Raw genomic sequence first — 24,292 nt, forward strand, 5'->3', positions numbered from 1 at the left:
AAACAAATTAAAAGCGGCGTATTGAGCGCTGTAATTCACTCAAATTTTTGGAACTTTTCGATGGCAAATACCTTCAGCAATATCGGGGTCTTCCTGGTGGCAACCCTCGGTATCCTGTTCCTGTTTGTGGTTTTGATGCGCTTTTTGCTTCAGTTGGCCCGCGCAGATTTTTACAATCCAATTTCCCAGGGCATCGTGAAAATTACCAATCCGCTGTTATTACCACTGCGCAAAGTGGTGCCGGGGTTTCTCGGTGTGGACATGGCCTCGCTGGTTTTGGCACTTCTGGTGGGGTTGGTGATGATTTTGGTTTGTGGCCTGTTCGCCGGCTATGGCCTTTTTAATCCTTTGAGTGCACTGCTTTGGTCTCTGATCGGCTGTGTAGCGACGGTGATTGCGGTTGTTTTTGTAGGAATGTTGATTTCGATCGTGTTCAGTTGGATCGCGCCCCATAGTGGCCACCCTGCTTTGATGTTGTTACGTCAGTTGCTCGAACCATTTTGTGCGCCGATACGCCGCCTGATACCGCCTTTGGGGGTGATTGATATCAGCCCGATCTTCGTGTTTATCCTGCTGACAGTGGCAGATAAATTGCTGTTTGGTTTTGCACAAATGGCAAATATGCCAGCTTTCGTCTACAGCCTTTTCTGGCATATCCCCGGATTTTAAGTGGTGATGTCGCAAGTTTTCTTGCGGCGCGCGCACTGGATCGCATTTGGCGCGGTGTTAGACTCTTATACTTAAGGTTGACCATCCCAATACTCGTATTCGGAGTGTTGGGGTCTTGTCTGCAGGGTATAGATAACAAGAACACCGTGAAATGGAAGACGCACTCCTTCGCCAGCACATCTCCGATTACGACCGTTGGAAGAAAAACCTGGACCGCCAGTTTGCCCAGTTCAACCAGTGGTTACAGCAACATTTCCCAAACTCAGCCGGTGCTTGCCAGGTTGTCCAGCAGGCACGTGCTTTACTCACCGATGATCAATTTACCCTTGTATTGGTCGGTGAGTTTTCCCGTGGCAAGACCGAGCTGATTAATGCTCTGCTATCACAGACCTACAGCCAGAGGCTGCTGCCATCTAAACCTGGCCGCACCACAATGTGCCCTACGGAAATTTTCAGTGATGGCAGCGAGCGTGCCAGTCTGCGACTGTTGCCTATAGAGACCCTCGCTACCAATACCAGCCTGGAGAGTTTTCGCCGGATTCCGCAGAAGTGGATTACCCACGAGTTCGATGCCAATGATCCCGAGGCTACTCGCACGGCGTTATTGAAGGTGGCTGCGACCAAATCAGTGTTGCCTGAAGAAGCTGCGCGTTACGGCTTTGATCGTCGCCACTTGGATGATAAGGGCAACTTGGTAGAGATCCCCGCCTGGCGTTATGCATTGATCTGTCTGCCACATCCTCTGCTTGACCAGGGGTTGCGTATTATCGATACGCCGGGGCTCAACGCTCTCGGCAACGAGCCGGAACTGACATTGAGTACACTGCCCAGCGCCCAGGCTGTGGCCTTTCTATTGGCCGCGGATGCCGGCGTCAGTGGCACCGATATGAATATGTGGGAGACCCACCTGGCTCCGCTGCGCGATCACCGCGGCACTGCAGTGATGGCGCTGTTGAATAAGGTCGATGTACTTTGGGATGATCCCGATGAGGACGCGGAACTGCTACTTCGGCGTATGAGTGCCCAGGTGGCAAAACTGTTGTCTGTACCACAGGAAAGCGTTGCTGGTGTCTCGGCGAAAATGGCATTACTTGCGCGCCAGCAGCAGGATCTGAACTTATTGCGTAACAGCCGGTTTGGCGATTTCGAAAAGCTGCTGGTGCAGCGCCTGTTGGAGCACCGCCAAAAAGTGGCAGAGCATCGCTCATTGCACCAGGCCCTTACGCTGATGGCGGACACCCGCGATCTCCTCAAGCGCCGCCTTAATAGCGGCCGTGCCGCATTGGTACACTTACAGCGCAATAGTGCCAGCACCGAGGAGCAGTTGGCAGAACTGGGCCAGCTGCAGCAGACCGTGAAGGAGCAGCACAAGCTCTGCCACCACGAACTGCTTACTCTAAAGTCCAGCCAGCGCATGTTGATGCGGCAGAGTACGTCCCTTTTGGCGCCAATTTCCACTCAGCAGCTGCAGCAACTGATTGATGACACCAGCAAAGCGCTACACAAAAGTTGGACACCCATGGGGCTGGCCAAGGCTATCGACACTTTCATGGAAGGTGTCGATCACCAACTCGCCAACCTGGAGCGGGAGGTAGACCAGGCAAATCGGTTACTCGATGCGGTTTTTGAGCGTTCCAGCCTGAAGAAGGTCGACAGCGTCGAGCAGTATTTCACCGTCCGGAAATTCCGTGCCACCCTGCGTGGTTTACATCGTCAGGCGGCCCAGCTGCGCCGCTCTCCACAGTTATTGCTTGCTCGACGCAATCGCCTTAGTGAGCGATTTATAACCACCCTTGCCAGTGAGGTGGGGCGCCTCTACAACCAAATGGGAGTTGCTGCGGAAAGCTGGCTGGAGCAGGCCCTTGAGCCGTTGAAACAACATGTTCAGTACCAGAAACACCTGCTCAATCGCCACCTGATTAAGCTTACCGAGTTGAAGCAGAAGACCCGCAGTAGGCGCACCGATCTGCGCACGCTTGAAGATGAAGTACTGCGCAACGATCGTGCGTTGACGGCACTTGAAGAATTGCTGCGCCATAGCAGCTCTGCACCGCAGCCGTTGGCTCCTGCACCTCGGGCTCATAATGTCACACCACTGAAGGCCTCCCTCTCGAGTTGAGTTGGAGTGGAGGCTTAATTGGCGGTTACAGTGATTGTCATAAGTCGCGGCGCTCCCGTACACTTGAGGCATCAGCATTTGCCAACCGCCAAATAACCCGACAGATATAAACACTTTGTCTACGGAAAACCCCACCGCTTCCAGAGAGTGCCAGAATACCGCTGATGCGGACTCAGTAGGCCTTGTTACGCCCAAGAAACAAGAATTTACTGAGCCATTACAGCTTGCCTGTGGGCGTGTATTACAAGGCTACACCCTGGTCTACGAGACTTACGGAACACTAAACACTGATAGAAGCAATGCGATTTTGATTTGCCATGCCCTATCAGGCCATCACCACGCTGCTGGTAGGCACAGCCCTGATGACAAGCGGGCGGGCTGGTGGGACCACTACATTGGCCCTGGTAAGCCTATTGATACCAGCAAATTCTTTGTGGTCTCCCTGAATAACCTGGGTGGTTGCCACGGCTCTACCGGCCCGGTTTCTATCAACCCGACCACAGGCAAGCCCTGGGGACCGGATTTTCCCCCAATGAGAGTACGTGATTGGGTTCACAGCCAAGCGCGTTTGGCGGATCTATTGGGTATTGAGCAGTGGGCAGCGGTCATCGGTGGCAGCCTGGGTGGAATGCAGGCTATGCGCTGGGCATTGGAGTACCCAGAGCGACTGCGCCATTGTGTGGTGATTGCTTCAGCTATGAAACTCTCAGCCCAGAACATCGCTTTTAATGAAACTGCACGTCAGGCTATTACCTCTGACCCGGACTTCTGTGGTGGGCGTTACCTTGAGAGGGAGAAATTACCGCGGCGTGGTCTGGCTGTGGCGCGTATGATCGGTCACATTACTTATCTTTCCGATGATGGACTGGCCAATAAATTTGGGCGCGAATTGCGCACTGGCAGTTTTCAGCCGGGTTCTGATGAGGAGGTGGAATTCCAAATCCAGAGTTACCTGCGCTATCAGGGCGATAGCTTCTCCAGCAGCTTTGACCCCAATACCTACATCCTGATGACCCGTGCGCTGGATTATTTTGATCTTGCGCGGGAGTACAAAGATGATCCGGTGGCGGCATTTGCCAATGCCAGTTGTCGCTTCCTGTTGGTTGCCTTCACCTCCGATTGGCGTTTTGCCCCCGATCGCTCTCGGGAGATCGTCAATGCTCTGATGCACGCTAACGTTTCGGTAAGCTATGCCGAAATTGAGTCCGCTATGGGGCATGATGCATTCCTGCTGCCAAACGAACGCTATGAGGGGATCTTCCGCGCATATATGCAACGAGTGGCCGCTGAGATAATAGAGGAGGGGCGCTATGCGTATTGATCTCGATGTTATCCAGGACTGGATAGCGCCCAATAGTCGTGTTCTGGACCTGGGCTGCGGTGACGGTGCACTGCTGGAGCAGCTGGGGAAAAATAAGAATGTTATTGGCTATGGCTTGGAGATTGACCCGGAACAAATAGAATTGTGTGTGGAGCGTGGCGTTAATGTAGTTGAGCAGAACCTGGATACGGGGCTCGGTAACTTTGCTGACGGTAGTTTCGACGCAGTGGTCATGACACAGGCTCTGCAGACCCTGAGGCATCCGCACGAGGTTGTACGGGAGATGTTACGGGTGGGGCGCGACTGTATTATCACTTTCCCCAATTTCGGGCAGTGGAGGGCACGCTGGCACCTGGCGTTTTCCGGACGAATGCCAGTTTCGGATCTATTACCTTTTGAGTGGTACGACACGCCCAATATTCACTTTTGTACTTTCCGTGACTTTGAAGTGCTGTGCAAACAGAACGACTGGACTATTTTACACCGCCAGGTAGTATCCGAGTCGAAAATTGGTGTGACTTTCAAAGACTTTTTACCAAATTTATTTGGTGAGACAGCGATATATCACCTAACTCGCTAAACTAATATTTGCGCCAAGTTTTTGTCCTTGGTTCGGGGCAGATCGCAGCTTTTGGTGGGTGGCGCACAGATAGTGGCCCGCCGTCGCAGTCCAGCGCCCGCCAACTCAATAGGTGGTGCTCATAACAATTGGAGGTGAAGCGTGAAACGCATCCTTGCCGCAGCCGCCACTCTGGCCCTGCTTTTTATGACCGCCGGTGCCGTTGCGCAAGAGGCCCGTATCATAAAGAACTATGAGGATTTTGGTGACTACCGGGTAGTTTATTCTGTGTTCAACAGCGACTTTATCCAGCCTGATATCGCCCAGAAGTATCAGCTGGCGCGAGCCAGGGACCGCGCTTATGTCAATGTCTCGGTGGTAAAGAAAGATGGTGGTACCCGGGGCCTTGGTGCAGAGCTGACCGGCAATGCAACCAATCTGATCCAGCAATCGCGCCCATTGAAGTTTAAAGAGATCCGCGACGGCAATGCGGTTTACTACTTGGCGCCGTTGCGCTTTGAGAATGAAGAGACCCTTACCTTCAATGTGGATGTCACCTTACCCAATGGTAAAAAGGAGAGGATTACTTTCCGCCGCAAACTGGAAAGGCCTTAACCGCTTCAGCGTTTTGTTTGTATCTAGACGCGGTGGCGCACCTTTCATTTGATTGAGAATCGATGCGGGCCTCGGCCCGCTTTTTAGTTGATGCAACATGCTAAAAAAAATTGTCTTAGCCAGCGGCAACGCCGGCAAACTACGAGAGTTCTCGCAGCTTTTCAGTACTTGGGATATTCAGGTTCTGCCCCAATCGGAGTTTGGTGTGGAAGACGCCGAGGAGACTGGGCTGAGCTTTATCGAAAATGCTTTGATCAAGGCCCGTCATGCTAGCCGCATCAGCGGTTTGCCCGCGCTGGCTGACGATTCCGGCTTAGCGGTAGATGCCTTGGGCGGCGCTCCTGGGATTTACTCTGCGCGCTATTCCGGTGAAGGGGCGAATGATGAACGCAATAACAGTAAGTTGCTTGATGCTTTGCGGGGGATTGAAGCATCGGCTCGCAGTGCGAGTTTTCATTGTGCCCTGGCTTTCGTACGTAGCTATGACGATCCGGTGCCATTAGTGTGTAGCGCCCAGTGGCGTGGGCGCATACTGGAGACGCCCATGGGAGAGCAGGGCTTTGGTTACGATCCGCTTTTCTATGTAGCTTCAGAGGGCATGACTTCCGCTCAGTTACCGCGAGAGGTAAAAAACCGATTGAGCCATCGCGCTCGGGCTGTAGGGCTGTTTGAGGCTATGTGGCGTGAGCAGATGGCGGGTGCCGATCTTGAATGATAACAGTGGGTTATTGCAGCTGCCGCCTCTCAGCCTGTATGTGCATATTCCCTGGTGTATACGCAAATGCCCCTATTGTGACTTCAATTCCCACCAGGCTGCGAGGGATCACACAGATACTGCCTATGCCCTTCCGCAAGAGGAGTATGTGGCTCAGCTGCGGCGAGATTTGTTAAGTCAACTGCCTTGGGTTCAGGGGCGTAAGCTGCAATCGATTTTTTTTGGCGGCGGCACGCCAAGCTTATTTTCCGCAAATGCTATCGGGGAAATTGTGGCTATGGCTGCAGAGCTGGTGGGCTTTGCCGAAGGCATAGAGATTACCCTGGAAGCCAATCCCGGTACTTTTGAGCAGGCAAAATTCAACGGCTACCGTAGGGCAGGCATCAATCGCTTGTCGATCGGGGTGCAGAGCTTCAATAGCACACAGTTGCATAACCTGGGCCGCATCCACAGTGGTGATGAGGCTGCCGGCGCCCTGTCTATGGCGCGCAGGGCCGGTTTTGACAATATCAACCTGGACCTGATGCACGGCCTGCCAGGGCAGATGGAAGATGAGGCACTGGAGGATCTGCGCCGTGCTGTGTCCCTGGGACCGGAACATATTTCCTGGTACCAGCTTACGATTGAGCCGAACACCGCCTTCTACAGTGCTCCACCGTCCACACCTGGTTCACAGCTGATTGCCAGCATACAGAGTAGCGGGCGCGAGTTTCTCGCTGCAGAAGGTTACCTTCGCTATGAGATATCTGCTTATAGTGGGCGCGGTTTGGAATCTCGCCACAACATCAATTACTGGTCGTTTGGGGATTATCTAGGTATAGGTGCAGGTGCTCACGGCAAGGTCACCCTGCCTCATGAAGGTCGAATCCTGCGCAGTCGGCGCACACGTACGCCGCGGGATTACATGAATTTTGCAGCTTCGGGGAACGAGTTGTTGCACAGGGAGCTGGCAGCGCCCCATGCCGATGCAATAGAAAAGGCCGATTTGCCTCTGGAGTTCCTGATGAACACCCTGCGCCTAGCCGGCGGGGTGCCGAAAGGCACTTTTGCGTACTATACCGGCCTGGCCCTGGAGACTTTACAGCGACAATGGCCGACCTTGCTGGCGATGGATCTGGTTCAGCCGCTGGAGCAACGTATTGCTGCCAGTGCTTTTGGCTTCGACTATCTTGATGAGATTCTGCAGCGCTTTCTGGAACAGCCGTGAGCCCAGGGGACTTGAAAAGTGCACCTGCGCCCCAATCTACGCGTTCAATGGCGCATTTTGGCTGTACTCTCATAGCCCCCATCGTGAGATGATGCGTCCGCGGTGGCACCGCATTGTGTAACTAAAGAACAGGAAAGCAATATGAGCGAGCACGCAATCATCAATGTAACTGACGCCGAGTTCGAAGCTGAGGTTCTCAAAGCCGAAGGTCCGGTGCTGGTGGACTTTTGGGCTCAATGGTGCGGTCCGTGCAAAATGATCGCTCCGGTTCTGGATGATCTGGCGGGTCACTACGGCGAAAAGCTGAAGATTGTCAAAGTCGATGTGGATGCAAACAAGGAAACCCCGGCTAAATACAATGTGCGCGGTATTCCTACCCTGCTGTTGTTCAAAGGTGGTAACGTGGAAGGTACCAAGGTTGGTGCTCTGTCTCGCGCCCAGCTGACTGAGTTTATCGATAGCCAGCTGTAATCCTGCCGCTCCATCCTGTGAAGAGGGTAAATTTCTTTGCAGGATGGGAAACACCCGTTATACTGGCTGTAATTCTGTAATAGTTCAGTCAGCTGTGAATCCAGTGACGACCAGCTGAAGATAACGCCCCTCCACAGGGTCCCTGACCATTCCCGGCGTGTATATTCCTCGAATTGAGCTTAATTGGTAGTGCTCTGCCTTTTGATTATGTAGAGCCAAAGCTTGATAGGTATTACGCTTTTGATAGGTACGGGTGCCTAAGTGTACTGGGCAAATAAACGAGCAAATCTCTGATTTTCAAACCCCTCCCCAAAATAATTTCCGGCGTGTCCGCGCCAAATGACAACAGAAACCTTAATAAGCAATTGGTATGAATCTCTCCGAATTAAAAACCAAACCCATTGAAGAGTTGATTGAAATAGCCAAAGGTATGGGCCTGGAAAACCTGGCTCGGTCGCGCAAACAAGATATTATTTTCAATATTCTTAAGCGCCACGCCAAAAGCGGTGAAGATATTTACGGCGATGGCGTATTGGAAATCCTTCAGGACGGTTTTGGATTTTTGCGTTCTGCTGATTCCTCTTATCTTGCGGGACCGGATGATATATACGTTTCCCCTAGCCAGATTCGCCGTTTTAATTTGCGTACGGGTGACTCAATTTCCGGAAAGATTCGCCCACCAAAAGAGGGTGAGAGATATTTCGCTCTTTTAAAGGTTAACGAAATTAATTTCGACAAACCCGAAAACGCCCGTAATAAAATTCTTTTCGAAAACCTTACTCCCCTTTTCCCTAACGAACGTCTCGGTCTGGAATGCGGTAATGGCTCTTCCGAAGACCTTATTGGCCGAATTATTGATTTAGTGGCCCCGATTGGTAAAGGGCAGCGTGGGTTGATCGTGGCTCCCCCAAAAGCCGGTAAAACCATCATGCTGCAAAATATGGCGCAAGCCATAACTCGCAATAACCCCGAATGTCACCTGATCGTGCTGTTGATTGATGAGCGCCCGGAAGAGGTGACTGAGATGCAGCGTTCTGTTCGCGGCGAAGTGGTTGCATCTACTTTTGATGAGCCGCCTGCTCGTCACGTCCAGGTTGCTGAAATGGTGATTGAAAAAGCCAAGCGCCTGGTGGAGCACAAGAAAGATGTGGTTATTTTACTGGATTCTATTACTCGTCTGGCACGTGCGTATAACACCACCGTACCCAGTTCTGGCAAGGTACTGACCGGTGGTGTGGATGCCCATGCCCTGGAGAGGCCCAAGCGTTTCTTTGGTGCTGCACGGAATATTGAAGAAGGCGGAAGTCTGTCTATTATTGCTACTGCACTAATTGATACTGGCTCGAAGATGGACGAAGTGATTTTCGAGGAGTTTAAAGGTACTGGTAACATGGAATTGCAGCTTGATCGTAAGATCGCTGAAAAGCGTGTATACCCGGCCATTAATGTACGACGTTCCGGTACCCGCCGCGAAGAGTTGCTAATGCCAGAGGGCGAATTACAGCGGGTATGGATTTTGCGTAAACTGTTACACGATATGGAAGATGTAGCAGCAACGGAATTCCTAGTGGATAAGTTGAAAGATTTCAAGACAAATGACGAATTCTTCCTGTCCATGAAACGGAAATAATTTTTGTATATAAAAGGCGCCGATTCAGGCGCCTTTTATATTCTGGATTGAATAAGGCGATTATTTGCGCTGATTAATGTTGAAAAGGCGAGCTATTAGGCATATAAAGTTCCACATCGTGGCGCTGGGTATGAATTTTATTAAGCGGCGCCCGACCGAATTGGCTCAGGAGATACTCCGTCAAAGGGCCAATCTCAAATGAATAATCTGGTGGAGCTGGTTATTCATTTGTGACTGCACGACAGCCCACACATCTAGTGAGAACCTTTTGTGAATATCTATATTGGAAATCTGGCCTACGCGGTAACCTCTGACGACCTGCACGAAGCTTTCGGCGCATTCGGAGAGATCTCTCGGGCTACTGTAATCACCGACCGTGAGACTGGCCGCTCTAAAGGCTTCGGTTTCGTAGAAATGCCTAACGACGATGAAGCGCGTAAAGCAATCGAAGAGATGAACGACCAGCCACTGTCCGGCCGTAACATCCGTGTTAACGAAGCTAAGCCCCGCGAAGATCGTCCGCGCCGCCCCCGCTTCTAAGCTTGCGACAAGCTTAAGATTTTTTCGGCCCGCAGCTTAGCGCTTGCGGGTCGACTCTCCCCCCTTATTTTAAGCACCCTGACCAGGGCGCCATTCCCCATTTTGTCTTTTCTGTTTTACACTGCGCGTTAGTTTATTTTCATCGTCCGGTAATCCATGAAATACAAAGACCTGCGCGACTTTATCAAGCTGTTGGAAAAGCGGGGCCTATTGAGGCGGATTCAGCACCCTGTAGATCCGATTCTCGAGATGACGGAAATTGCAGACCGCGTGTTGCGCAGTGGCGGTCCGGCCCTACTTTTTGAAAATCCAGTAGGCTTTGAAACCCCTGTACTTGCAAACTTGTTTGGTACTACCGAGCGGGTAGCTCTGGGAATGGGGCGTGAGAATATCGGTGAATTGCGTGAGGTCGGTGAACTGCTGGCCTTTCTTAAAGAGCCACAGCCTCCGGAAAATTTGCGGGATGCCTGGGAAAAACTGCCAGTTTTCAAGCAGGTTCTGAATATGGGGCCAAAAGTGGTCAAGGGAGCAGTCTGCCAGCAGGTTGTGCTGGATCAAGAGCAGGTGGACCTCAACAAGCTGCCTGTTCAAACTTGCTGGCCAGGAGATGCAGCGCCCCTGGTGACCTGGCCCTTGGTGATAACTCGTGGACCAGAGAAGAAGCGCCAAAATTTAGGTATTTACCGAATGCAGCTGATTGGTAAAAACCGCTTGATTATGCGCTGGCTCAGTCATCGTGGCGGTGCACTTGATTTTCGCGACTGGTGTAAAAAACATCCCGGCCAACCGTATCCCGTTGCTGTAGCACTGGGCGCAGATCCCGCCACCATTCTGGGGGCTGTTACTCCAGTACCGGATACACTGTCTGAATATGCATTTGCCGGCCTGTTGCGTGGTGATAAAACTGAAGTAACCAATGCACTGCTCAGTGATTTACAAGTTCCTGCCAGTGCAGAGTATGTGTTGGAGGGATTCATTTATCCCGATGATATGGCCGATGAAGGGCCATATGGAGACCATACCGGCTATTACAATGAGATAGATAGCTTTCCTGTCTTCACTGTTGAGAAAATTACTCATCGCAAGGACCCAATCTATCACAGCACTTATACCGGACGGCCACCGGATGAGCCCGCGATCTTGGGTGAGGCTCTCAATGAAGTGTTCGTGCCGATTTTACAGAAGCAGTTCCCGGAAATTGTCGATTTCTATCTACCTCCTGAAGGTTGTTCTTATCGGCTCGCCGTGGTGACCATGAAGAAACAGTACCCCGGCCATGCAAAAAGGGTGATGATGGGGGTCTGGTCTTTCCTGCGCCAATTTATGTACACCAAGTTTGTTATCGTCACAGATGATGATGTAAATGCGCGAGATTGGAATGATGTTATTTGGGCTATGACAACCCGCATGGATCCAGCTCGGGATACCGTAATGGTAGAAAATACTCCGATTGATTATCTGGATTTTGCTTCCCCAGTATCGGGCTTGGGATCCAAAGTTGGTTTTGATGCCACTAATAAGTGGCAGGGTGAAACTGATAGAGAATGGGGCAATCCTATTGAAAGAGACCCGATGGTAGTTAAAAAAGTCGACGAGATTTGGTCCAAGTTGGGTCTTGGATAATTTCGTTAGCGATAATTTTAATTTTCTATCCCCTTCGTGCTGGAGCAACACTGGGGTGTTCTGCCTACGGCTGCTTACTGGTTCGCTTGCCTAGCAGCTGTAGTTTGTTGTATCTCTGATTTATTTATATCAATTTGTTTACATCTATAAGTAGTGCGTGTGACCTCTTGTGGTGGAGTCTTTGCAGATTCTTAAAAGTGTTGATGAGAAATTTTTAAGAAAATAATTTACTCAATTAGTACTGTCATTTTTTTATTTTAATATTTGTGATGGCATTACCAGGTGAATAAGAAAAAGGCATAGGTGTTAATAATATTAGGGAATTTATACCCGAGATAAGACAGAAAAGTTTTTTCTGAATCCATGTGTAACGGAATGTTTCGCTTCCGATTGTCAGAAGTTATTTCTGACTCAGAGCGCTTCTTTTGGCAGGATCGCAATGGTTTCACAGGATAAATGGGGTCAGACCTGAACTTGTCTGCGTCAATGTATTTTGATATTGAACGTAAAGATGGATTTATCTTGGTTGTGAATCGGGGCGTTGATACTAAATCAGCTTATGCGATGAAAAAGACTACTGGCCGGTTAAGAAGCTTAGCAATATATTTGTCGTTTGAATATTTTGAGGCGGGACTATGATTGATAGGTCAAATAATTTACTAAAATAGAGCGGATTTAAACTGTAAGCTGGCAGAGGTGATTAGTAAAGTGCAAATAAATATAAAGGTCATATTTTAAAAACAAGTAGTGGAAATTTATTTTCTGGTTTTTAGATCAATGATTAGATATGTCGAATATGTTGAGAAAAAAATTACGTTTTTTTAAAAGCATGCTTATTAGCCCTGTCTTTAACAGTTGTAGCTGTAAATGCAGCCGAATCTGGTTCTAACGTAAAATGGGCATTTGATCGTATAAAATCTCTTGAGGGGGATTGGAAAAAAGAAGGGTCTGATCGGGAGAAATTCTATATTAATTTTTCTCAAATGGCTGGTGGTGCTGTACTAATTGAGAATTGGATCTATGATGGACAATCCCGCTCACTTACCATATACCATATGAATAATGGAACTCTTCTTGCTGCACATTACTGTCCCCAGGGGAATCAACCACGCTTATGGCTAGAAGGCCATGTAAGTGATGAGCAGTTAGCTTTCACATTTATGGATGTTACAAGCTTAAAAAATTCTTTAGTAAATCATCAGCACGATTTGGCTTTTAAATGACTGGAAAACGACAAACTGCTACGCAGAGAAAGCTATATTGAGGCAGGCAGTCTTGTTCCGCCTGAGATGATGTTAGTTCGTAGATAAGCTGTCATTGCTCCCTAAGCAAAATTACTGACGCTTATTTCATTGAATAAAGAGGGGCTGTGATTTTTCCTGCCATCTTTTTTTATGCGTTTGCTTAAACGAAATTCCAATAAAGTAGTATGATACTCGAGATATAGAACTTTAGTGCCATAAGTTCAAAAAAGTGCCGTCGATGTAGCCTGCCTTGGTTGCAAGGCTATATTTTATCCATTGGCGACGACCTGATAAGTTAAGCATCACTTGGTGAGAAATATCGATTGTGGGGATTTTTTAAATAAATACAAAATGAAGGAGTGGTAAAAAATGGAATTGATTATTTTTGTAATCATAATGGTGGCAGTTCTTGTTTTGCCATTAAAGTTGGCCGCTGCTATGTTAGGTGCAAGAAATACAGGGGTTTTTTATTGTCTTTTTGCTCTGTTATTAGCATTAATTATTCAGAGGATTGTTGGTGGGATGTTGCCTGGAGTTAGTGACAGTGCAGGTGTCCTACTAACGATTCCATTAGCGGCAATTGCCTATATGCTGGTTTTAGGCACTGGTTTCTTAAAAGCAATTCTTATTGCTTTACTGCAGGGGGTAATCACTTTCTTTGCCATGTTGCTATTTGCGGGAATGTTTGCAAATATCTAGTTACTTTATTTGGATTTCAGTTGTACTTTAACAAGTCTGTTTTCTGCAAGCAGGGAGCCTACCCTAAGGACCCTGCTTAAGTTATTATCCAGTCAAAATTCAATACAAACAAATCTCATCCCAAGGTTTATTTTCTTCTTCTCCGAGCCTGAGGGGAGATAACAATTCTTCTTACCCTTAATCTGCAATTTTATATATAGAGAATCACTGTTTATTTTCCAGTGTGCTTATTTGGTTTCCCTCTTGCTGAGTGAAAATTTTCTTTTTGTAAAAAGTGGCTCAGTGCATCGAAGTATGCGGGAAAAGCTTCATATTGGGGGATATGTCCGACGTTGGTAAGTTCCACTAGTTTCGCATTAGGGATTGCTTCGGCGGCTTGCCGGCCCAGCTGATCATAACGTCCAAGGGAACTCTGAAGTGCCGCAGGTGCGCGATTGCGGCCGATGGCAGTGCGATCTCGGGTACCGATAATGAGTAAGGTTGGCACTTTCAGATCGGAAAATTCATAAAGTACAGGCTGGGTAAAAACCATTTCGGAAGTAAGTGCGTCTATCATGCCCATATGGGCGGCATCGGGTCCTAGGGTCCAACCGGCCTGGATACCGAGAAGGGGTGTATACCGGGCTTGCCACTCCCCTGCAAAGTAGGCGTTGGACATATAGCGTTGGATACTTTCCGGTGTTTGTGCTTGTTCCCTGGCGATAGCTTTTTGCAATGGTTCATAGGGTACAACGCGCTTCCAGTCCTCAAGGCCGATAGGGTTTATCAGAGCGAGCTTCTGGGCTACCTGTGGATACATCAGTGCAAAGCGCACTGCTAACATGCCCCCCATAGAGTGGCCAACCAGCGCAACCTCGGTTATCCGGAGGTGATCCAGCAGTGCTTTGGTATCAGCGGACATACTGTGCAAGGTGTACTGGCGTAGGGGTTTACTGGATTTCCCAAAGCCAATCTGGTCTGGTGCAACTACTCGGTAACCCAGCTGGCTAAGCGCATCAATGGTGTCTTCCCAGTAAGCACCAGAAAAATTTTTGCCATGTAAAAGTAGGACAGTACCTCGCTGGGCTCTTTTTCCGAAGGCTGGTACATCCATGTAGGCGAGGGATACAGGCTGATTTTGCCACGTTTGCTGGAATACCTTTACCGGATAGGGGTATTTGTAATCGCTCAGGAGTGCATCCTGTGGTTTGATCTGATTATTTACCGGTGCCTGAGCATAGGCATGCACTAGAGTGTTAAATATCAAAATGCTGATAAAAATGTAAAAACTGGGGGGTTTCATTGGCCTTCCTATCCTATTTGCCTGAATAGTGACAGAGAATGCACACTATAGAGAGATTCGGCTGCGCTAGAAAAAGGGCCCGAGGAATTGTGGGCCCGCGGGGAAAAGCGTCAGGCATGCACGCCGAGTAGGGGTTTGTCCTGGCTGGGCATAGGCAGTTGTGGTAAGTCTTTAACCGCTTGCATTAGCCCTTCCTGGAAAAGCCGTGCGGCTTTGTCTTTTTCTCCCAGCGCTTCGAACAGGCGGGCAAGTTCAGCGGAAGTTACTGGGTCTTGACGTAACAACAGGCTCTTTTCTAAATACTGTTGGGCTTTCCCCCACAACTCATTACGCATACACAGGCGGCCGAGGCAAGTGAGGAGGTCGGCACTTTCTCCGTATTCCTTAAGCCAGCCCTCGGCGGCAGAAAGCTGTGCAGAAGAATCAGCTCCAGTAAGGCAGCCATATAAATCAGCCAGTTTGGGGTTCCACTCTCTGTTTAGTAGCCAGCGTAGATGTTTCTCTGCTTCGATATCGTCACCGATCTGGTGCAGTAGCCGTGTATATAGATTGCGCAACTCCATATTACGCTGCCAGCGCCCGTTCAGACTGTGCCAGACACCCTGTAATATTTCACTGTCATTGCGGTTTGCAGCCTCATTCAACTGGTGCTGGTAAACTTCCAATTCTAGCTTCTGCAATTCTTCATCATGCATGTTGGCGTGTTTTTCCAACTCTGGCAGAAGCTCACGCAGGCTGCTCCAGTCGCCCAGAGAGTAATAAGCCTGTTTTAGCAGTTGCAGTAAGGCGGGATGTTTGGGCTCTAGTTGTTTGGCCCTTTTAAGGCTGGCGATACACTGCTCATAATGTTTGTCCTGGAGCTGCATACGTGCCTGACTGAGAGCCACGGCAAGGCGGGTATCCTCTCCGCAAGCTTCTGCTTTTGCCAGAAGCTCATTGGCCTCCTCGCGAAAGCCCAGTTCAAAGGCGCTACGCGCCGCTGCCAGATAATTGATCAATGGTGCTTCAGAGCGTGGCGCACTTTTCAAAAGCTGCCGCCGTGCGCGGGACCAGTTGCCCTCCATAAATTCCACCAAACCGCTGGTGAGCCTCCGACGGGCGATACGTTGGCGGCCAAAACGAAGACGGTCGACACTTCCTCTAATCGCCCGAAACAGACTGCGCGCGAGCCAGACCAGTATAAAGAAAGCGAATAACAGGGACACCAATGCGACTATGGCGAACCAGAGATTCATCTCATAACCTTTGTTCAATGCGCCACCAAAACCGATGATCAGATATCCCGGATAATTTTGATTGATTTGTGGCAGCAGGGCGCCGAGTAGTAGCAGCGCTATAGCGATAAAAAGGACCTTTCTCACTGAGCTGTCTCCTCCAGTGCAGGACCACCTTGGCCGGAGGTTTTATGCAGGCGCTCGATATAGTTGTACAGGGCTAACTGTGAGGCGTTTAGATCAGGCATTTGCGCCAGGATGGGTTGTCTGCTTAGCTCAGCCAGCTGTTCGGCCAGCGCATTGCGCTGAGCGTTGGCAGTGCCATAAGTCAATAGCAGCTCGCGGGCACTGTCCAGGGCATCCTTGTATACCCTAGAGTCGCCGCGCAGCAGAGCGAGCTGCGCCTGCTCCATATTTAAACGCAGGGTCTGGCGAAAGCGTGTTTCACTCTGCGGAGAGAGCATGACAGGGTTGATATCACCATCAATGGGGCGAACTGAATCACGGAGGAAGGAGGTAAATCGCTGCCAACTGCGCTCCCAGGGAGCCTGATCGACTTGTGCAGGCTCCGCCTTAGGCTCATCTTCCTGGGCCTGGGTCATGGTGAATTCCGGTTGAATATTGGCGCGGATCAACTGCTCCTCCAGGGCACGTAAGCGCACGTAAATCCCCTCCCGGTCTACATTCTCGACCAGTCTCAGTGCGGTGATATCTTTCGCCAATTGTTGGCGTACGCCATATAAATCAGGCAGGTTAACTTGGCGGAGTATTTTGTCGACTTTCTCCACCAGGCCCAGGGCAGCGCGGCTGTTATCTTCCAGCATAAGGCGCTGATTGGCCATGCGCAGTAAGTAATCGGCCTCAGCAAGCTGCCAGTCCTGGCGGCTCACATTACCCAGCTCACTCAAGCGATTGCCCTGCGCAGTGATACTGCGCTGCATGCTGGCCAGTTGCTGTTTCAGTTCCGAGATAGTATTTGCTTGTGCTTGAATCTGATTGCGTAGGCTGGCATCGGCCTGCTGCAGCTGGATGAGCTGCTGATTAGGATATGGAGTGGTCGGTTGGCCGGGTGTTTGAGCGGGCTGTGAAAAGCCTGATTCAGAATGTGCCTGGTTCGACAGCCCATCAGTGGTTGGTGCTTTCTCAGTAGGCTCTTCTGCCCGTTGTTCTGTATTAGCCTGCCGCGTTTGGGATGTATCTGTAACCTGGCGTGACTCATTACCAGTTGATGGTGAGAAACCCAGGTAAGCACTAATACGACTGCCTAGTTGAGGCCAGCTGAACCAGACGAAAGCGATGAGAGCTACTACCAGCAGGAAAAATACTAACCACCACCAGTTACCACCACTGTCTTTGGCAGTACTTCCAGCGGGCCTCCCTTGTGTCGCTTTGGCGAAGTTACTTGTGCTTTCCGCCTTGCCCTTATCCGCGGAAGTGGGCGCTACTTTTTTTGCGGAGTTGTTGTCCTGGGGTTTTTCGTTGGTCATGGGCATGGAGCGAAGCTGAAAATTGTCGTCGAATTATAGCGAGTGGCACCGGCCTTTATAGTCGGGGTGGCGCTGTTTTGGGAACTTTTACCAAATAGGGCGGAGAATCCGATGGAAACTCAGTTCAGTGCACGGTGCAGAGCTTCCAGCATAGCTTTGTCGCTGGCATTGATAGCAGTGTGGACCACGGAAAAGCCGATCCCCTTTGCCTGCCCGGCAACCCGGGCGCTTGGGCAGATAAGCGCTACTTGGCGCAATTGCTCCATTGAAGTTTGTTCGATGCAAAAGGATAGATTTGTGAGTGTTTCACCACTATGCACAGTAATGGCGTCTGCATCAACGCCATACTTTCTCAGTTGCTCCTGAGAGTTACTGGGTAGGGTGCGATTGTATAGCTCGCAATAATCCACCCGAGCACCACGAGCGCCCAAGGTGTCACCAATCAAAGTGCGCCCGCCACTGCCACGGAAAATAAGAATACGCTGCCCGCTAATCTCCTGCAGCGATGGCAGGCCAAGCAAATCCTCAGAATTCATATGAGCGCCGCTTTGCTCACAGGGAATGCCTCGAGCATCCAAGGCTTTTGCTGTGGCGGCGCCGATTGCATAGTAGCGCGGTCCTTGTGGTAATTGTGGCCAGTAGTCTTCCAGCCAATTCACTCCATAGTGCACGGCGTTCTGTGAGACAAAAATTGCCACTTCCACTTGATCAAAATCGAGGATACGTTTTTTGATTGCCTGTCGGGCATCGTCGCTCTCGAGGGGCTCAATACCCAGCATGGGAATGTTTTCCACCTGAGCGCCCTCTGCCTGTAGCAGAGTGCACCAGCTCCCCGACTGGTGAGCTGGGCGGGTGGTTAATATACGCTTGCCACGCAGGTGATTGGGCATTTTAAGAGTGCTCAGAGAGCGTCGAGAATTTTGTCGGCGCCACTGACCAGTAGTTGCTCCGCCAGCTGGGTGCCAAGGGTCTCTCCGTCGGAGGCAGCACCGCGGCACTCGGCGCGAATCATGGTTGTACCGTCGGGGCTCCCTACCAAGCCTCGCAGCCACAGGCTGTCTTCATTCAATTCGGCGTAGCAGCCAATAGGTACCTGGCAGCCGCCGTTCAAACGCTTGACCAGGGCGCGTTCGGCGCGGAGGCGAGAGGCAGTTTCTACACAATGCAGGGGTTGTAGAAGTGCTTCCAGCTCAGCATCGCAGCGGGCTTCGATGCCTACGGCGCCCTGGCCACCGGCGGGCAGCAGTAGATCCGTTGGGAGGAAGCTGCGGATGCGCTCTGGCATTTCCAGGCGTAGCAGGCCGGCAGCAGCCAGGATAATCGCGTCGTATTCCCCGGCATCGAGCTTGGCTAAACGAGTATTTACGTTGCCGCGCAGAAACTTGACCTGTAAATCAGGGCGTTGTGCTAGAAGTTGGCACTGGCGACGCAAGCTTGAAGTGCCGACCACTGCGCCCTGGGGCAACTCTTCAAAACTGCCGTAGAGATTGCTGACAAATGCATCGCGGGGATCTTCGCGTTCACAAATGATAGGCAGGTGTAAGCCTTGTGGAAACTCCATAGGTACATCTTTCATGGAGTGTACGGCGATATCTGCGCGCCCCTCCAGCATTGCCACCTCCAGCTCTTTCACGAAGAGCCCCTTACCACCAACTTTGGTGAGGGGGATATCCAAAACCTGGTCGCCACGACTGGTCATAGGCAGTAATTCAATCAGAAGCTCGGGATATGCCTGCTGCAGACGGCCCTTCACGTAATTGGCTTGCCAAAGGGCCAGGGCGCTCTCGCGAGTGGCGATACGGATGCGGGAAATGGACATACTGCTCGATCAATTGGTTGAGTGGGAGGGCAATTCTATCAGACAGGTGCCTACCATGTTTCCAATGGCGGGATTCGGAGCGGGTAATTATCGGTCACGGGCTCGTAGCCAATCTTCAAGAATAATGCGTGCGGCAATGGAGTCCACCGGGTTGTCGGCGTAACTGCCGCGGTGACCTCGCTCAGCGGCCTCTTCCTTGGCGGCACGGGTACTGAGACGTTCGTCAATCATTTCCACTGGTAACCCGGTGCGCCCGTGCAGGCGCTGGCCAAACTTGCGCGCGCGCGCGCCGAATTCACTCTCAGTGCCGTCCATATTCAGAGGAAGGCCGACCAATAGGTAGTGCGGTTGCCACTCGTCAATTAAACGCTGAACTTTTTCCCAGTCCGGCTTGCCGTCCTTCGCTGGCAGTGGGGGCAGCTCCTTGGCGCTGGCAGTCAGACTCTGGCCAAAAGCGAGGCCAATAGAGCGGGTGCCAAAATCGAAGGCGAGGGCGGTAACTGGTTTATTCATATGCCGGGCAGTTTTCATTGTAAAACATGTGGGCGGGCAGTTTACTGCAAGAGGAGTGATCAGGCGTGTCCAGCCTGTGAACCGAGGCCGGAGAGGTCAATACCGTGACGCGCCGCAGCGCTCTGCCAGCGTTTTTCCACGGGGGTGGCAAATAGGATTTCGGGTTCCGCTGGCAGGGTCAGCCAAGCGTTCTCTACCAACTCCTGTTCCAACTGTCCCGGGCCCCAGCCGGCGTAGCCGAGGGCCAGTAGCACATCGTCCGGGCCGCGTCCGGCAGCGAGAGATTCAAGAATGTCCTTGGAGGCGGTGAGACTGATATCCATATTGATTTCGGTGGTCGAGTCAAATTTGATCCCGGCGCCGTGCAGTACAAAGCCCTGCTCCGGTGACATTGGCCCCCCCAGGAGTACGGCTTCTTCGCCCCGCAGGCTGGTGTCGTTTAGGGACAACTGTTCAAACACCTCTCTCCAGTGAACCTTGCTGGGGGCATTGATCACTATACCCATGGCGCCCTCTTCATTGTGCTCGACAATAAGCGCCACAGTTTGCTTGAAGCGCGGATCCTCCATGCCGGGCATGGCCAGCAGGAACTGGCCGCGCAAGCTGCCGTGGGTTAGGTCACTGTCGATATTGGAGTTGGGCATAGCTTGATTCTAGGTTGCCTGAGTGAAACGCAAGTTTAGCCGCGCTCGGGCAGCTCACCTGCACTGGTGGAGAAGCCGGTCATCTCAAAGCGCCAAGTGCGGATGATTTCCAGGCGATCGGCGTCCTTGCGAATTTCAGCAGGAAAAGGTGCAAAGGGCGCCGCCAGGCGAACAATTTGCTGGGCGGCATCATCGAGAATTCGCTCCCCGGAGGATTCAAGGATGACTACCTCCTCTACCGCGCCCGTGGGCAGTAGGCGTACCATCATACGCAGGCTGCCAGTAATTTGTTGCTGCAGGGCCTCTTCGGGGAAGTTGTCACTGCCGATGGCCTCTACTTTCTGGCGCCAGTCGTGTAGATATGTGGCGTCTGCAGATGCTTTGGTTGCGACTGAAGTTAGGCGGCGCACCCGTGGGCGCTGGGCGATTGTCTGGCGGATTTTATCCAGGCGGGCTTGCAGGCTGGCGATCTCGGGGTTGGTGCGGGTCAAATCACTAGGAGCATCGCCACGCTTTTCTTCAGAAAATTTGTCTTCGGCAGGGAGTTCCGGAGCCTGCTGCGGGCTATTGCCAATAGTGGTGATCAGTTGTCGGCGCTGATCAGCTGGGCGAGCGGCCTGTTGCTGCGGCAAAGGGTTTACATCGTGAATTTGTGTGTCGTCAAACTCCGCGCGGCGATTGCTCGATAACTCCTTGGGGGTGTCAGCAGTGCCGCTGGCTAGTTGGTTATATTGTGCCAGATAGTCAGCGTCTTCCGGTGCTTGTGCAGAATTATGTTGGGCCAGTGTGACTTCCAGAGTAGGCGCCGCTCGGCGCCCTTCAGGATCGGTAAAGGCCACGCCAAAAATCAAAAGCGCATGAATGGCGCCGGCGAGAAATAGCGAGAACACAAAACGCTCGCGTTGGGCTGCGTTAAGTGGCGTCGTGTTGGCGGTGGAATTCATTGTTTGTTATCGATTACTGCTTTTGTTGCCGAGCTTTTGCTCGGCTTTCCGCCCGGTCCGTTCACTGGCAAACAGCCTGGGTTAATTTAAAATTAAGCGCCCAGTTTACCCTTTTTGTGCCAATCGGTGTGTGATGGCGCTCATTAGTCGTGCACCGATATCGGTATTGTAAGCCGCATCAATCTCACGCACGCATGTTGGACTGGTGACATTGATCTCGGTGAGGTAATTGCCGATCACATCCAGGCCGACAAAAAGCAGCCCTTTCTTTTTCAGAGAGGGGGCAACCTGCTCCACAATCCAATGGTCACGATCAGTAAGTGGACGCGCTTCACCACGCCCACCAGCGGCCAGATTGCCGCGTGTTTCACCCGCCTCGGGAATTCGCGCAAGGCAGAAGGGAATCGCTTCACCATCGACAACAAGAATCCGTTTATCACCATCCTTGATTTCGGGAATATAGCGTTGCGCCATGATCTGCTGGCGCCCATGTTTGGTGAGCATTTCCAATATTGCACCAAGGTTGGCACCATCAGGCTTACAGTGAAAAATACCGGCGCCACCCATGCCATCCAGTGGTTTGAAGATTACATCTTGGTGGGCCTTGTGGAATTCACGCAGCCTGCGCATATCCCTACTTACCAGAACAGGTGGGCAGCACTGCGGGAAAGTGGTAGCGAAAATTTTCTCGTTACAGTCGCGCAAGGACTGGGGGTTGTTTACTACCAGCGCACCTTCGCGTTGTGCGGCCTCGAGAATATAAGTGGAATAAATGTACTCATTGTCAAAAGGGGGATCGACACGCATCAAAATAGTATCTAGTTCGCCCAGCGGCACTTCCTGAGGCTCCTCCAGGGAAAACCAGCACTTGGAATCGTCAAATACTTTGAGGGCCCGTGCCCTGCCAATTGCCCGGCCGTTGTCCAGATACAAGTCTGTTTGCTCGAAATAAAATAACTGAAAACCGCTGTCTTGTGCGGCCTGTAACAGTGCGAGTGTCGTATCTTTTTTAAAATTGATTTGGGCGATGGGGTCCATCACCACACCGAGGGAGTAATTCATATGGGCTTCCATATTTGATGGGATATTTCATCCCGCGCCGCGGTGGTTGTGGCTTTAGTAGTATGGCCACTCCCGATTTTTAAGATGGATAAGGTAAGAGCAGCTTCGTCAAGGTGCAACTTTTTAACACCTCCGACCGGGAGGGCGTGCAAAGTGGTGATAATTTGAGCTGCATCGCTAGGGGTATGTCGACTCTGCTAGATTCACCTGGGGTTCTGTGATAAAAGTTCCATCCAGTGTGCGATCTTGGCTAAGCGAGACACCCAGGCCCCATAGGCGGTCCAAATAAGGGTGCAGGTAAAAAATTTTCGCGTGCCCGAAAATAAGTAAACAGGGGATTCAAAAAAGACTATGGAGCTTAACTGGGAAAGTCTGACTGTAATGGTGATTGACGACAGTAAGACAATTCGCCGCACTGCTGAGACGTTGTTGCAAAAGGCGGGTTGTACTGTAGTCACAGCAACCGACGGTTTTGATGCGCTGGCAAAAATCGCGGACTCCCGTCCGGATGTTATTTTTGTCGATATTATGATGCCGCGCCTTGATGGCTATCAAACCTGCGCACTGATCAAAAATAACAGTGAGTTCCGCTCTACCCCTGTTGTAATGCTGTCGAGTAAGGATGGTTTGTTCGATAAGGCAAAAGGGCGCGTAGTTGGTTGCGATCAATATCTAACCAAGCCGTTTAGCAAGAGTGAACTTTTGGGCGCTATTTCCGCCCATGCTAAGCCGCACCACGCGGCTTGACAGCGCACATAAAAAGAAAAAGGCCCTGTGGAGGCCACAAGCCTGCCGCAGGGCAGGATTTATATTGAGGGAAGCGCGATTTTTTCATCTATCAGGATGAAAAAATCCTGTAGTCAGGCAGTAAATTGGTAGTAAGTGCAGACTTGGCACACGCTAACAAAGATAATGACAATAATACCGCCAAGCGCTGTCGTTGTTGCACAGTTGCCGATTAGAAGATGTCATGGGGGAAATGATGGCAAGAGTATTAATAGTTGATGACTCTCCTACCGAAACACACAAACTCACCACGATTCTGGAAAAGAACGGCCACGCAGTAATTACTGCACCTAATGGTGAAAATGGTGTGGATGTGGCGCGTACGCAGCGCCCGGATTTAATTCTGATGGATATTGTGATGCCGGGTCTAAACGGCTTCCAAGCCACTCGCCAGTTGAGCAAGGACGGTAGCACAGCTGGAATTCCAATCATTATCGTTACCACCAAGGATCAGGACACGGATCGTGTCTGGGGGATGCGTCAGGGTGCGAAGGCCTACCTGACCAAGCCTGTGGATGAAGGCAAATTGTTGAGTGCCATTGAGGAGGTGTTGGCCTGACGGTCAGCTGCTCAAAGTGCAGTCACAAACACCTTATTTAGCTCTTGTTGATATCGCACGGCGCGCAAAGGCGCAGGCCACAGGCCTGCCTGGGCGCCGGGAAATCAAACCCTATTGGACCGGAATCGGTTTTTCTCTTCTAGACCATAACTTTGTCGCCTCTATGGATGACGTTGTGGAATTGCTCGAAGTGCCACCGTACACCTTTATTCCTGGAGTGGAACCCTGGGTAAAAGGTGTTTCCAATGTACGTGGCCGCCTGTTACCCCTGATTGATCTCGCTGCCTTTTATGGTGGCAACCTCACCGGGCCACGTCAGCAGCGTCGTGTTTTGGTGTTGGAGCGAGATAAAACCTATGTGGGACTGATTGTCGACAGGTTGCACGGAATGCAGCACCTGGCATTTGAATATGCCCGGGAAGCTCCAACAGATTTGATTGAGCCATTTGCGCCGATGGTGCATGGCCAGTTTATTTTGCAGAAGGACCGATGGCTGGTGTTCGACATGCGGGCTTTGATTAGTGATTCCCGCTTTATGGATGCCGCTGTCCATTAAAAATCCAATCTGAT

General features: G+C 51.0%; 24 protein-coding genes. 15 read left to right on the forward strand and 9 right to left on the reverse strand.

Annotated features, from left to right (window positions below; all coding sequences use genetic code 11):
• Window positions 1-60 precede the first annotated feature (60 nt).
• The 12 genes from ACJJJB_RS20225 to ACJJJB_RS20280 all read left to right on the forward strand — a co-directional run bounded on the left by ACJJJB_RS20225 (window position 61) and on the right by ACJJJB_RS20280 (window position 13,412).
• On the forward strand, window positions 61-669 hold the full coding sequence (locus tag ACJJJB_RS20225) for a YggT family protein (protein WP_020413674.1): 609 nt from the start codon (window positions 61-63) through the stop codon (window positions 667-669).
• Between the two features lie 151 nt (window positions 670-820).
• Complete coding sequence (locus ACJJJB_RS20230) at window positions 821-2,788, forward strand: dynamin family protein (RefSeq protein WP_020413673.1); 1,968 nt, start codon at window positions 821-823, stop codon at window positions 2,786-2,788.
• 115 nt (window positions 2,789-2,903) lie between these two features.
• The gene (metX, locus tag ACJJJB_RS20235) at window positions 2,904-4,109 is read left to right on the forward strand and encodes a homoserine O-succinyltransferase MetX (protein ID WP_020413672.1); all 1,206 of its coding nucleotides are present in this window, start codon (window positions 2,904-2,906) and stop codon (window positions 4,107-4,109) included.
• Window positions 4,099-4,689 (forward strand): methionine biosynthesis protein MetW, encoded by a 591-nt coding sequence (gene metW, locus ACJJJB_RS20240; protein WP_020413671.1) that lies wholly within the window; start codon window positions 4,099-4,101, stop codon window positions 4,687-4,689. The genes metX and metW overlap by 11 nt, the downstream gene beginning before the upstream one ends.
• Before the next feature lie 141 nt (window positions 4,690-4,830).
• On the forward strand, window positions 4,831-5,283 hold the full coding sequence (locus ACJJJB_RS20245) for a DUF4426 domain-containing protein (protein ID WP_020413670.1): 453 nt from the start codon (window positions 4,831-4,833) through the stop codon (window positions 5,281-5,283).
• Between the two features lie 97 nt (window positions 5,284-5,380).
• A complete protein-coding gene (rdgB, locus tag ACJJJB_RS20250) occupies window positions 5,381-5,998 on the forward strand; it encodes an RdgB/HAM1 family non-canonical purine NTP pyrophosphatase (RefSeq protein WP_445365398.1) in 618 nt (205 codons plus the stop codon).
• Window positions 5,982-7,205, forward strand: a complete 1,224-nt coding sequence (gene hemW / locus ACJJJB_RS20255; RefSeq protein WP_445365399.1) for a radical SAM family heme chaperone HemW — start codon at window positions 5,982-5,984, stop codon at window positions 7,203-7,205. The genes rdgB and hemW overlap by 17 nt, the downstream gene beginning before the upstream one ends.
• A 141-nt stretch (window positions 7,206-7,346) precedes the next feature.
• Complete coding sequence (gene trxA, locus ACJJJB_RS20260) at window positions 7,347-7,676, forward strand: thioredoxin TrxA (RefSeq protein WP_020413667.1); 330 nt, start codon at window positions 7,347-7,349, stop codon at window positions 7,674-7,676.
• A gap of 370 nt (window positions 7,677-8,046) precedes the next feature.
• A complete protein-coding gene (gene rho, locus ACJJJB_RS20265; RefSeq protein ID WP_020413666.1) occupies window positions 8,047-9,306 on the forward strand; it encodes a transcription termination factor Rho in 1,260 nt (419 codons plus the stop codon).
• 270 nt (window positions 9,307-9,576) lie between these two features.
• Complete coding sequence (gene rbp, locus ACJJJB_RS20270; RefSeq protein WP_020413665.1) at window positions 9,577-9,846, forward strand: RNA-binding regulator; 270 nt, start codon at window positions 9,577-9,579, stop codon at window positions 9,844-9,846.
• 156 nt (window positions 9,847-10,002) lie between these two features.
• Window positions 10,003-11,469 (forward strand): 4-hydroxy-3-polyprenylbenzoate decarboxylase, encoded by a 1,467-nt coding sequence (gene ubiD / locus ACJJJB_RS20275; protein ID WP_020413663.1) that lies wholly within the window; start codon window positions 10,003-10,005, stop codon window positions 11,467-11,469.
• A 1,613-nt stretch (window positions 11,470-13,082) separates the two neighbouring features.
• A complete protein-coding gene (locus tag ACJJJB_RS20280) occupies window positions 13,083-13,412 on the forward strand; it encodes a hypothetical protein (RefSeq protein ID WP_020413661.1) in 330 nt (109 codons plus the stop codon).
• 211 nt (window positions 13,413-13,623) lie between these two features.
• Here ACJJJB_RS20280 and ACJJJB_RS20285 read toward each other — a convergent pair whose 3' ends face one another.
• From ACJJJB_RS20285 to gshB, 9 genes are all read right to left on the reverse strand, one after another.
• Entirely contained in the window at window positions 13,624-14,694 is a 1,071-nt protein-coding gene (locus ACJJJB_RS20285) for an alpha/beta fold hydrolase (protein WP_020413660.1), read from the reverse strand.
• A gap of 110 nt (window positions 14,695-14,804) precedes the next feature.
• A complete protein-coding gene (locus ACJJJB_RS20290) occupies window positions 14,805-16,055 on the reverse strand; it encodes a heme biosynthesis HemY N-terminal domain-containing protein (protein WP_444902353.1) in 1,251 nt (416 codons plus the stop codon).
• A complete protein-coding gene (locus ACJJJB_RS20295) occupies window positions 16,052-17,401 on the reverse strand; it encodes a uroporphyrinogen-III C-methyltransferase (protein WP_444902352.1) in 1,350 nt (449 codons plus the stop codon). The genes ACJJJB_RS20290 and ACJJJB_RS20295 overlap by 4 nt, the downstream gene beginning before the upstream one ends.
• A 113-nt stretch (window positions 17,402-17,514) precedes the next feature.
• Window positions 17,515-18,285, reverse strand: a complete 771-nt coding sequence (locus tag ACJJJB_RS20300; RefSeq protein ID WP_444902351.1) for a uroporphyrinogen-III synthase — start codon at window positions 18,283-18,285, stop codon at window positions 17,515-17,517.
• An 11-nt stretch (window positions 18,286-18,296) separates the two neighbouring features.
• Window positions 18,297-19,214 (reverse strand): hydroxymethylbilane synthase, encoded by a 918-nt coding sequence (gene hemC, locus ACJJJB_RS20305; protein ID WP_445365400.1) that lies wholly within the window; start codon window positions 19,212-19,214, stop codon window positions 18,297-18,299.
• 87 nt (window positions 19,215-19,301) lie between these two features.
• A complete protein-coding gene (gene ruvX / locus ACJJJB_RS20310; protein ID WP_026305114.1) occupies window positions 19,302-19,727 on the reverse strand; it encodes a Holliday junction resolvase RuvX in 426 nt (141 codons plus the stop codon).
• A 59-nt stretch (window positions 19,728-19,786) separates the two neighbouring features.
• Entirely contained in the window at window positions 19,787-20,371 is a 585-nt protein-coding gene (locus ACJJJB_RS20315) for a YqgE/AlgH family protein (protein WP_445365401.1), read from the reverse strand.
• 35 nt (window positions 20,372-20,406) lie between these two features.
• Complete coding sequence (locus ACJJJB_RS20320) at window positions 20,407-21,315, reverse strand: energy transducer TonB (protein WP_020413653.1); 909 nt, start codon at window positions 21,313-21,315, stop codon at window positions 20,407-20,409.
• 105 nt (window positions 21,316-21,420) lie between these two features.
• Window positions 21,421-22,377: a glutathione synthase gene (gene gshB / locus ACJJJB_RS20325; protein ID WP_444902349.1), complete on the reverse strand. Its 957-nt coding sequence runs from the start codon at window positions 22,375-22,377 to the stop codon at window positions 21,421-21,423.
• Between the two features lie 351 nt (window positions 22,378-22,728).
• Here gshB and pilG point away from each other — a divergent pair, with 351 nt between their 5' ends.
• The 3 genes from pilG to ACJJJB_RS20340 all read left to right on the forward strand — a co-directional run bounded on the left by pilG (window position 22,729) and on the right by ACJJJB_RS20340 (window position 24,278).
• Window positions 22,729-23,124, forward strand: coding sequence for a twitching motility response regulator PilG (gene pilG, locus ACJJJB_RS20330; RefSeq protein ID WP_020413651.1), 396 nt, complete (start codon window positions 22,729-22,731; stop codon window positions 23,122-23,124).
• A gap of 235 nt (window positions 23,125-23,359) precedes the next feature.
• The gene (pilH, locus tag ACJJJB_RS20335) at window positions 23,360-23,722 is read left to right on the forward strand and encodes a twitching motility response regulator PilH (RefSeq protein ID WP_026305112.1); all 363 of its coding nucleotides are present in this window, start codon (window positions 23,360-23,362) and stop codon (window positions 23,720-23,722) included.
• A 16-nt stretch (window positions 23,723-23,738) separates the two neighbouring features.
• On the forward strand, window positions 23,739-24,278 hold the full coding sequence (locus tag ACJJJB_RS20340; protein WP_020413649.1) for a chemotaxis protein CheW: 540 nt from the start codon (window positions 23,739-23,741) through the stop codon (window positions 24,276-24,278).
• Window positions 24,279-24,292 lie beyond the last annotated feature (14 nt).

It is taken from the genome of Microbulbifer variabilis (assembly GCF_052468405.1).